The following is an 8,639-nucleotide window of genomic DNA, read 5'->3' as shown; positions in this document are numbered from 1 at the left end:
CGTCGCAGTACATCGAGACGGCGGTCCGCTTCGAGGACGGCCGCACCGGCAGCGTCGCCGCCGATCGGTCCGCGGTCGCCGCCTCCTGGGTGAGCGTGCCGACGGTGGTCTCGGTCGGGCCGTAATGGTTGAAGACGCGCAGCGCCGGCCGCAGCGCCTGGATGCGCGACAGCAGCGCCCAGGTCGTGGCCTCGCCGCCCAGGACCAGCCGGTGACGCGGCAAGGCGTCCGCCGCCTCGCGGGCGCCGAGCAAGGCCAGCAGATGACTGGGCGTGATCTTGAGCACGTCGATCGATTCCCGCCGCATCACCTCGGCGAAGGCATCCGGGTCGAACGCCCGTGCGGCGGAGATCAGATGCAGCGTCAACCCCGCGCGCAAGGCGCCGAACAGCACCGTGTGGCCGAGGTCGGCGGCCACCGTCGAGACCATGGCCATGCTTGAGAGGCGGTCGTCGATGTCCAGCCGATGCAGCACGCCGTCGAGGTAGTTGCCCAAGGCGCCATGGCTGACGACGACGCCCTTCGGGCGGCCCGTCGATCCTGAGGTGTAGATCAGGTAGGCCGCCTGGTCCGGATGGACCGCGGTGGGTATGACCGTGTCGGTCGCGGTCGCGCTCGCGGTCGAAGTCGCGGTCGCTCCACGCGGCGAGCGCGCCCGGTCGGTGTCGTCGCCATGGTCACCAGCTGGAAGCCGCATCGTCGGCACACCGAAGGCCCAGGCCGGGTCGCCGTCGTCACCCCCATCACCAACCTCATCGCCTACCGCGTCGCGGATCACGAGCACCGCGCCGCTGTCCCGCAGTTGGAAAGCCAGGCGCTCTGCCGGCAGCGCGGGGTCCAGCGGCACGAACGCCGCGCCAGCGCGCAGCACGCCGAGCATCGCGACGACCATCGGGATCGAGCGGTCGAAGGCCAGGCCCACCCGCGCGTCGGCGCCGATGCCCCGATCGCGCAGCCGTCGCGCCAGCTCATCGACTCGACGATCCAGCACGGACCAGGTCAGCGCGTCGTCCTCCTGGACAAGCGCTGTGGCCTGCGGATGACGTCGCGCGTGCAGGGCAACATGCTCATGCACTGGCACGAAAGACGAGCCGGTCAGCGCCGATGCGCCCACGGGGACTGGCGCAGGCTTACCGAGGCCCCAGGCCGCGAGGCGCCGCAGGTCATCTTCATCCGCCAGGCCGACGGCCCCGACGAACTGGTCGGGCGCGCGCACGATGGCCTCCAACATCGCCACGCAGGCGCGGACCAGCCGCCGCGCCGTCGAGGCCTCGAACAGGTCGGTGTTGTAGGCGAGCCGGCCGCCAATGCGCGCCGAGCCCACCTGGAAGTTCATCGACAGGTCGAATTTCGCGTTGACATCCCCCTGCTCGACGAACTCGACCGTGACGTCGTCGAAGGCCAGCGCCGGCAGGTCCCCCATCTGCACGCCGAAGAGCACCTGGAACAGCGGCGAGCGCGTCGGATCCCGGCGCTCGTTGCGCTGGGCCAGCAGCAGGTCCAGCGGCAGGTCGGGATGCGACATCGCCGCCAGCGCATCGCTCCGGATCTGGCGGCACAACGCCCGCAAGGTCTGCTCGGGCTTCAGCCGCGCGCGATAGACATGGGTGTTCACGAAGAAGCCGATCAGGCCGAAGACCTCCTCGTCCTGGCGCCCCGCATGCGGCACGCCGACGGCAAACTCCGACTGCCGCGCGAAACGCGCCAACAGCAGCTGCCAGGCGGCAAACAGCACGACGAAGGGCGTGCAGCGCTCGGCGCGGCAGAACTGGCGCAGCGCCGCCTCCAGCGCGGGCTCGAGCGCGAAGTCGATCGACGTGCCGCGGAACGACGGCATCGCGGGACGCGGCGCATCGGTCGGCAAGGCCAGCACCGGGACCTCGGGGCCGAGCTGCGCGTTCCAGTGGGCGAGCGCGCGATCGAACCCGCCGCGCGCCAGCGTCTCGCGCTGGCGGACCGCGTGGTCCGCGTACTGCAAGCGCAGCGGTGGCAGCTGGACCGGGCCCGCCTGCCGCAGCGCCAGGCCGTAGGCCGTGGACAGGTCGGCGGCGAAGACCGGGTTGGACCACGCATCCGACACGATGTGATGCAGGCACAGCACCAGGACGTGGTCGTCCTCGCCCCGCTTCAGCAGCCGCGCCACCATCGCCGGCGCGACCGCCAGGTCGAAGACGTGGTGGAGCGTGGCCTGCACCTCGCGCGCGATCGCCTCCTCGCGCGCCTGCGGCGCGAGCGCCGAGACGTCCGTCTGCCCGAGCGTGAACGCGACCTGCGGCTCGGCCACGGCCATCGGCAGGCCGTCTCGTTCGAGGAAGCGGGTGCGCAGGATCGCGTGACGCGCGATCACCGCCTCGAAGGCGCGCTGCAGGGCCTCGGCCCGCAGCGGGCCGCGCAGGCGCATGACGCGTGGCAGGTTGTAGGCGGTCATGCGCTCGCCCAGGCGCTGCAGCACCCACAGCGGCTCCTGCGTGAACGACAGACGGACGCCTCGCCGTCGGCGACGCGGGCGGTGGGTGGCGGCGCGGCGACGCCCAGGTCGTCAGCGGCGGGCACAGGCGGGAGGGTCATGTCGTTCATCGGTGCAACGGAGGGATCAGGGGGACGGCGTCGCGGTCTCGGAGGCCGCTGTCTCGGATGTCGCTGTCTGGGGCCCTGCGGTCTCGGACGTCTGCCAGTCGGTGGCGGCCAGGCGCTCGAAGCCCGAGGTGTCCCAGGGGCCGGCGCGCAGCGCGGCAGCCAGCTCGGCCACGGTCGGGTGGTCGAAGACCAGGCCGGGCTCGATCTCGATGCCCAGCAGCTTGCGCAGGCGCGCGACCAGGCCGCGCAGGATGCCGTAGGCCAGGCTCGACGGCTCGGGCAGGCCACGCGCGAAATCGGCACGGCCCAGCACCAGCATGTCGGTCTGCACCTCGGCTCTGACGGTGGCCGAGTGCGGCTCGTTGTCGATGAGGCTCATCTCGCCGACATAGTCGCCGGGCTGAAGCACCGCGAGGATCACCTCGCGGCCTCTGCTGTCGGCGGTCAGGACGCGGGCCCGACCGTTCAGCAGGATGAAGAGCGCGTTGGATTTGGTGCCCTGCTCGACGATCAACTCGCCGCGTTTGAAGCGCCGCTTGACGACGCTGTCCGCGATGGACTGGGCCTGGTCGGCGGTCAGCAGGGAGAACAAGGGAACCCTGCGGATCAGATCCAAGTTGGACAACATGGCCATGAAGGGATGCCTCCTGTCGGGGGTTAGGGTCAATCGTGGTTGTCAGGATGGCAGAGGGACCCGCCACCTAGAATGGATGCATTGTGCCAATTTGTTCACGGCTGTTCATAGGGTCAACGCTGTAACGGCCGTAGGCTATTGACCCTTGCGTCCGCTGTGCGCATCCCCAATTGCCTGTCATGAGCCAAAACACCCGACACGCCCAACTGCTGATCCTCGGCTCCGGCCCCGCCGGCTACACCGCCGCCCTGTATGCGGCCCGCGCCAACCTCAAGCCGCTGCTGGTCACCGGCATGGCGCAAGGGGGTCAGTTGATGACCACCACCGAGGTCGACAACTGGCCCGCCGACGTGATGGGCGTGCAAGGTCCCGAGCTGATGCAGCGCTTCCAGCAGCATGCCGAGCGCTTCCAGACCGAGATCGTCTTCGACCACATCAACAGCGTCGACTTCTCCAAGCGTCCGTTCACGCTGACCGGCGACAGCGCCGTCTACACCGCCGACACGGTGATCCTGGCCACTGGCGCCTCGGCGCAGTACCTGGGCCTGCCGTCCGAGGAAGCGTTCATGGGCCGCGGCGTCAGCGCCTGCGCGACCTGCGACGGCTTCTTCTATCGCGAGCAGGAGGTCTGCGTGGTCGGCGGCGGCAACACCGCGGTCGAGGAAGCGCTGTACCTGTCCAACATCGCCAGCAAGGTCCACCTGATCCACCGCCGCGACAAGTTCCGCGCCGAGCCCATCCTGGTCGACAAGCTGATGGACAAGGTCCAGGCCGGCAAGATCGAGCTGCACCTGTTCCACACGCTGGACGAGGTACTGGGCGACGCCAGCGGCGTGACCGGCGTGCGCATCAGGAGCACGCAGGACGGCGCGACCACCGACGTCAAGCTGCAAGGCTGCTTCATCGCCATCGGCCACAAGCCCAACACCGACATCTTCGCCGGCCAGATCGAGATGAAGGATGGCTATATCCGCACGAAGAGCGGCCTGGAAGGCTTCGCGACGATGACCAGCGTGCCCGGCGTCTTCGCCGCCGGCGACGTGCAGGATCACGTCTACCGCCAGGCCATCACCAGCGCCGGCACCGGCTGCATGGCCGCACTCGACGCCCAGCGCTTCCTGGAGCAGGAAGCCCGCTGAGCACCGCGAGTCCGCGCGCCATTCAGGCGACACCCGCATTCCAGCCGCCCGCTCTTCCGCGGGCCGGTCTGTTTCTGCTACACTCGCCGTTTTCCTGCGCCGACAACCTGTGAAGGATCTCGACGCGGGGAAGATGGGAAACCGCCACCCTATGGCGAGGTGAGGCCGCCGCCCGCGATCCGACAGCAAGGTCGGGACGATTGGGACGGTCGCCGGATGACAAGTATCGGAGTGTCCTCATGGCACGCGTCTGCGAAGTCACGGGCAAGAAGCCCATGGTCGGGAACAACGTTTCCCACGCCAACAACAAAACCAAGCGCCGGTTCCTGCCGAACCTGCAATACCGCCGTTTCTGGGTCGAAAGCGAAAACCGCTGGGTCCGTCTGCGCATCAGCAACGCCGCGCTGCGTCTGATCGACAAGAAGGGCATCGACGCCGTGCTGGCCGACCTGCGTGCCCGCGGTCAAGCCTAATCACTGAACCAGGAGCGACACCATGGCATCCAAAGGCGGACGCGAAAAGATCAAGCTGGAATCCACTGCCGGCACCGGTCATTTCTACACCACGAACAAGAACAAGAAGACCACGCCCGAAAAGCTGGAATTCATGAAGTTCGACCCCAAGGCGCGCAAGCACGTGCTGTACAAGGAAACCAAGCTGAAGTGATTCAGCGTGAGAGGGCTGCGACAGCACCGCCCTCACCTTGAAGAAAACCCGCCGATCGGCGGGTTTTTTCATTCTGGAGCGCGAGCGATGCGCCGCCGATCTGGGCTCTCCCGCGTCGCTCAGGGCGTAATGCGCGCCAAGCGGTCCTTGCCCAGCAGATCCTTGGCCATCCAGTCGTCGATCATCTTCTTCTCATAGCGCAGCGGCTCGGAGTCGAAGTAGCGGTTGCTTGCGTTCTGGTAGTCCATGTCCTTGATGTCCGCCTTCCCGGACTTCAGGACCTTGTCGTTCTCGCTGAGCGTGTAGGTGAAGCTCATCCGGGGAATGGTGACAGTGCGCAGCACCCGCAGGCGGTCGACGCGGGCCGCCGGCTCCAATTCCCCGGCCAGGTCGATGTCGGTCACTTCAATCTTCAGTTGCTTGCCCGGCAATTCGCGGGCGGCCAGCGCCTTGAAGTGATCCTCCAGTTGCTTCATTGCCGTGGTGCGATCCACGTAGTTGAAGCCGATGTCCGAAAAATTCTCCGGCTTGATGAAGCTCACCTCCGCCTGCGCCTGGGCCACCGACGCCATCGCCCCAAAACTCAGGGTCATCAGGCTGACCAGCGCGATGCGCTTGAACGGGATTGCGGCAGTCATGTCAGTCTCCTTGTGTGAGGGTCCCAACAAATTATGGGCGCCCCAATGAAAAAAGGCGCCCGGTAAGGGCGCCCTTTGCATTCCTTCATCCGTCGCCCGGTGACAGCCATCACCGAGACGGCCTCACCGCACGCGACAGGCGTATCAGTCGATCAGGCGCGCACTGCGCGCAGCCCCATTGCGAAGGCCTTGAGTTCGGCGATACCGCTTTCCTCGGCCTTGCGGCACCACGCCTGGAGGTCATGCACCAGCTGCTCGGCCGACACGTTCGTGCGAGTCCACAGCTGACGCAGTTCCTCGCGCATGGTCACCAGCTTGTCGAGCACCGGGCTGGCGGCGCGAGCCCCATCCAACTGCGCCTGGAAGACCGCCGGGATCTTCTCGGCGTCACGATGCAGCCAGCGCTTGGCCAGCTTGAACTGGTGGAACTTGACGCTGTGCTGCTCACCCGCTGCCTTGAGCTTGGCCAGCTCGTCCTTGCAGGCGCCGCGCAGGCCGCGGGCATAACGCGCCATCACCTCATAGCGATTGGCGATGATGGCTTCCAGCGTGTCCTTGTCCGCGACGGCCTTGATCTCGCCGGTCTTCATCTGCGGCGCGGTCTTGCGCACCTTCGCCCAACCAATCATCTCCATCGCGCGGATGTAGCCCCAGCCGATGTCGAATTCGAACGGCTTGACCGAGAACTTGGCCGACGTGGGATACGTGTGGTGGTTGTTGTGCAACTCCTCGCCACCGATGATCAGGCCCCACGGGGAGACATTGGTCGACGCATCGGTCGCCTCGAAATTGCGATAACCCCAGTAGTGGCCGGCGCCGTTGATCACGCCGGCAGCCCAGAACGGGATCCAGACCATCTGGACGGCCCACACCGCCAGACCGACCACACCGAACAGCGCCAGGTCGATGATCATCATCAGGGACACGCCCCAGACCGAGCGCCCGCTGTAGACATGGCGCTCCATCCAGTCGTCCGGCACGCCATGGCTGAACTTCTTGATGGTTTCTTCGTTCTTGGCCTCGGTGCGGTACAGCTCGGCGCCTCGGGTCATCACGGTCTTGATGCCACGGGTGACCGGGCTGTGGGGGTCTTCCTCGGTCTCGCACTTGGCGTGGTGCTTGCGGTGGATCGCCACCCACTCGCGGGTGACCATGCCTGTGGTCAGCCACAGCCAGAAGCGGAAGAAGTGGGAGGGGATCGGCCCCAGGTCGAGCGCGCGGTGCGCCTGGGCGCGGTGCAGGAAGATCGTCACCCCGGCGATGGTGATGTGCGTCACCACCAGCGTGAAGACCACGATCTGCCACCAGCTGGCGCCGGTGAAGCCGTCGATCATCCAGTTGAGGACGGCATCGTGCACAGACATCAATACGTTCATTCGGTCCTAACCCTGCTCGCGAGGAGCCAGTTGTCCACAGGAAGCCACGATTGTAGGCGAGGCCCTCTAGAAATCGCCCAAATCAGACCGGCTTTCCCGCCTGCTTTTGACGCACCAGGGTTGGAATGGCCTGACATCGTGATCCATCGAACGAACCCCGCAGGCCCTCGAACGCCGGCGATCCGGTTCGCAGCGTGGTCCGCGAGGTGATCAGTTCGTTATAAGAATTACACGGCACCAGCCGGACCTGTCCGCCTTACTTCTTGCGTTCCCAGACGGCCGCGAAGAAACCGTCGCTGTGATGGCGGTGAGGCCACAGGCGCAGGTAGCCGTTGTCGGACAGCGCCATGGCCTGCTCGGCGTTGACCTGCGCATGGGCCAGCACTTCGTGGGCCGGCTGCAGCGTGAAGTCGGGATGGGCTTCGGAGAACACCTGGGCGACGGCCTCGTTCTCGGCATCCAGCAGCGAACAGGTCGCGTAGACCAGTCGGCCGCCCGGCTTGAGCAGGCGGGCGGCGCTGTTCAGGATGGCCACCTGCTTGTCATGCAGTTCCTTGACGCTGTCCGGCGACTGGCGCCACTTCAGGTCGGGATTGCGGCGCAGGGTGCCCAGGCCCGAGCACGGCGCGTCGACCAGCACCCGGTCGATCTTGCCGGCCAGGCGCTTGATCCGGTCGTCGCGCTCATTGCTGATCTGGACCGGGTAGACATTGGACAGCCCGCTGCGCGCCAGCCGGGGCTTGAGCTTGTCGAGCCGGTGTCCGGACACGTCGAACGCATACAGCCGGCCGGTGTTGCGCATCGCGGCGCCCAGCGCGAGTGTCTTGCCGCCGGCACCGGCGCAGAAGTCGACCACCATCTCGCCCCGCTTGGCCTCGGTCAGCAACGACAGCAGTTGGCTGCCCTCGTCCTGGACCTCGACCTGGCCGCTGGTGAAGACGTCCAGCTTCTGCAGCGCGGGCTTGCCGTCCAGGCGCAGGCCCCAGGGCGAATACGGCGTCGGCGTCGAATTGAAGCCCTTGTCCTTCAACGCCGCCTGCACCTCCTCGCGCTTGGCCTTGAGCAGGTTCACGCGCAGGTCCAGCGGCGCGGCCGCGTTGACGGCGTCGGCCAGCTGCCAGAACTGCTCGTCGCCCAGGCGCGCCTTCAGCGGCTCGACCAGCCAGTCGGGCAGGTTGTGGCGCAGCTTCTCGGGCAGCTTGGCGCGGTCGATGGACCCCACCTGCTTGAGCCACTGCTGCTCCTCGTCCTTGAGCGCGCCGCGCAGGAACGCTTCGTTGCCGGCCCAGGCGAGGATCGCCAGGCGCCGCGCCATCGGACCGCGGCCGGACTGGGCCAGGTGCTGCAGCAGCGGGCGCTGGCGCAGCACGGCGTAGGCGGTTTCGGCGATGGTGTGGCGCTCGCGCTGGCCGAGGGCCTTGTTGGCGCGGAAGAAGTCGGAGACCAGGGCGTCGGCCGGCTTGTCGAACAGCAGCAGGCTGTCCACCAGTTCGGCGCAGAGTTCAAGAAGGGCATTAGGATGCATCGCCGGATTATCCCCGAGCCTTCCCGCATGAGCGACGCCCCGCCCTCCCCCCACCCCAGCGCCGCGCCCACCGCGCTCCCCTCC

8 protein-coding genes are annotated in these 8,639 nt (G+C 67.2%); 3 read left to right on the top strand and 5 right to left on the bottom strand.

Annotated elements, in window-relative coordinates; all coding sequences use genetic code 11:
• Both FUT87_RS07165 and FUT87_RS07160 read right to left on the bottom strand, forming a co-directional pair.
• Positions 1-2,452, bottom strand: a 2,452-nt coding sequence (locus FUT87_RS07165; RefSeq protein WP_147240569.1) for a condensation domain-containing protein, incomplete at its 3' end; no start/stop codon positions are given.
• A gap of 141 nt (positions 2,453-2,593) precedes the next feature.
• A complete protein-coding gene (locus FUT87_RS07160; protein ID WP_147240568.1) occupies positions 2,594-3,211 on the bottom strand; it encodes a cyclic nucleotide-binding domain-containing protein in 618 nt (205 codons plus the stop codon).
• A gap of 179 nt (positions 3,212-3,390) precedes the next feature.
• On the opposite strand from FUT87_RS07160, the gene trxB reads away from it, so the two are divergent.
• The 3 genes from trxB (at position 3,391) to rpmG (ending at position 5,016) form a co-directional block, all read left to right on the top strand.
• On the top strand, positions 3,391-4,350 hold the full coding sequence (gene trxB, locus FUT87_RS07155) for a thioredoxin-disulfide reductase (RefSeq protein WP_147240567.1): 960 nt from the start codon (positions 3,391-3,393) through the stop codon (positions 4,348-4,350).
• 239 nt (positions 4,351-4,589) lie between these two features.
• Complete coding sequence (gene rpmB, locus FUT87_RS07150; RefSeq protein WP_022979438.1) at positions 4,590-4,823, top strand: 50S ribosomal protein L28; 234 nt, start codon at positions 4,590-4,592, stop codon at positions 4,821-4,823.
• Between the two features lie 22 nt (positions 4,824-4,845).
• Positions 4,846-5,016, top strand: coding sequence for a 50S ribosomal protein L33 (gene rpmG, locus FUT87_RS07145; RefSeq protein WP_058934741.1), 171 nt, complete (start codon positions 4,846-4,848; stop codon positions 5,014-5,016).
• Between the two features lie 119 nt (positions 5,017-5,135).
• Here the strand turns inward: rpmG and FUT87_RS07140 are convergent, their stop codons facing one another.
• The 3 genes from FUT87_RS07140 to FUT87_RS07130 form a co-directional block, all read right to left on the bottom strand.
• Positions 5,136-5,654, bottom strand: coding sequence for a DUF3016 domain-containing protein (locus FUT87_RS07140; RefSeq protein WP_186830402.1), 519 nt, complete (start codon positions 5,652-5,654; stop codon positions 5,136-5,138).
• 152 nt (positions 5,655-5,806) lie between these two features.
• Entirely contained in the window at positions 5,807-7,018 is a 1,212-nt protein-coding gene (locus tag FUT87_RS07135; RefSeq protein WP_255511713.1) for a fatty acid desaturase, read from the bottom strand.
• Positions 7,019-7,286: 268 nt separating this feature from the next.
• Positions 7,287-8,555, bottom strand: a complete 1,269-nt coding sequence (locus FUT87_RS07130) for an RsmB/NOP family class I SAM-dependent RNA methyltransferase (RefSeq protein WP_147240564.1) — start codon at positions 8,553-8,555, stop codon at positions 7,287-7,289.
• Positions 8,556-8,639 lie beyond the last annotated feature (84 nt).

The organism is Mitsuaria sp. TWR114, from assembly GCF_007997345.1.
Note: the sequence above shows the minus strand (reverse complement) of the source record. Positions and strands in the feature narration are given on the sequence as shown.

What these genes read in the sequence shown, in the direction of transcription:
- FUT87_RS07160 (WP_147240568.1), bottom strand. Translation starts at nt 3,211, where the DNA reads ATGGCCATGTTGTCCAACTTGGATCTGATCCGCAGGGTTCCCTTGTTC.
- trxB (WP_147240567.1), top strand. Translation starts at nt 3,391, where the DNA reads ATGAGCCAAAACACCCGACACGCCCAACTGCTGATCCTCGGCTCCGGC.
- rpmB (WP_022979438.1), top strand. Translation starts at nt 4,590, where the DNA reads ATGGCACGCGTCTGCGAAGTCACGGGCAAGAAGCCCATGGTCGGGAAC.
- FUT87_RS07135 (WP_255511713.1), bottom strand. Translation starts at nt 7,018, where the DNA reads ATGTCTGTGCACGATGCCGTCCTCAACTGGATGATCGACGGCTTCACC.
- FUT87_RS07140 (WP_186830402.1), bottom strand. Translation starts at nt 5,654, where the DNA reads ATGACTGCCGCAATCCCGTTCAAGCGCATCGCGCTGGTCAGCCTGATG.
- FUT87_RS07130 (WP_147240564.1), bottom strand. Translation starts at nt 8,555, where the DNA reads ATGCATCCTAATGCCCTTCTTGAACTCTGCGCCGAACTGGTGGACAGC.
- rpmG (WP_058934741.1), top strand. Translation starts at nt 4,846, where the DNA reads ATGGCATCCAAAGGCGGACGCGAAAAGATCAAGCTGGAATCCACTGCC.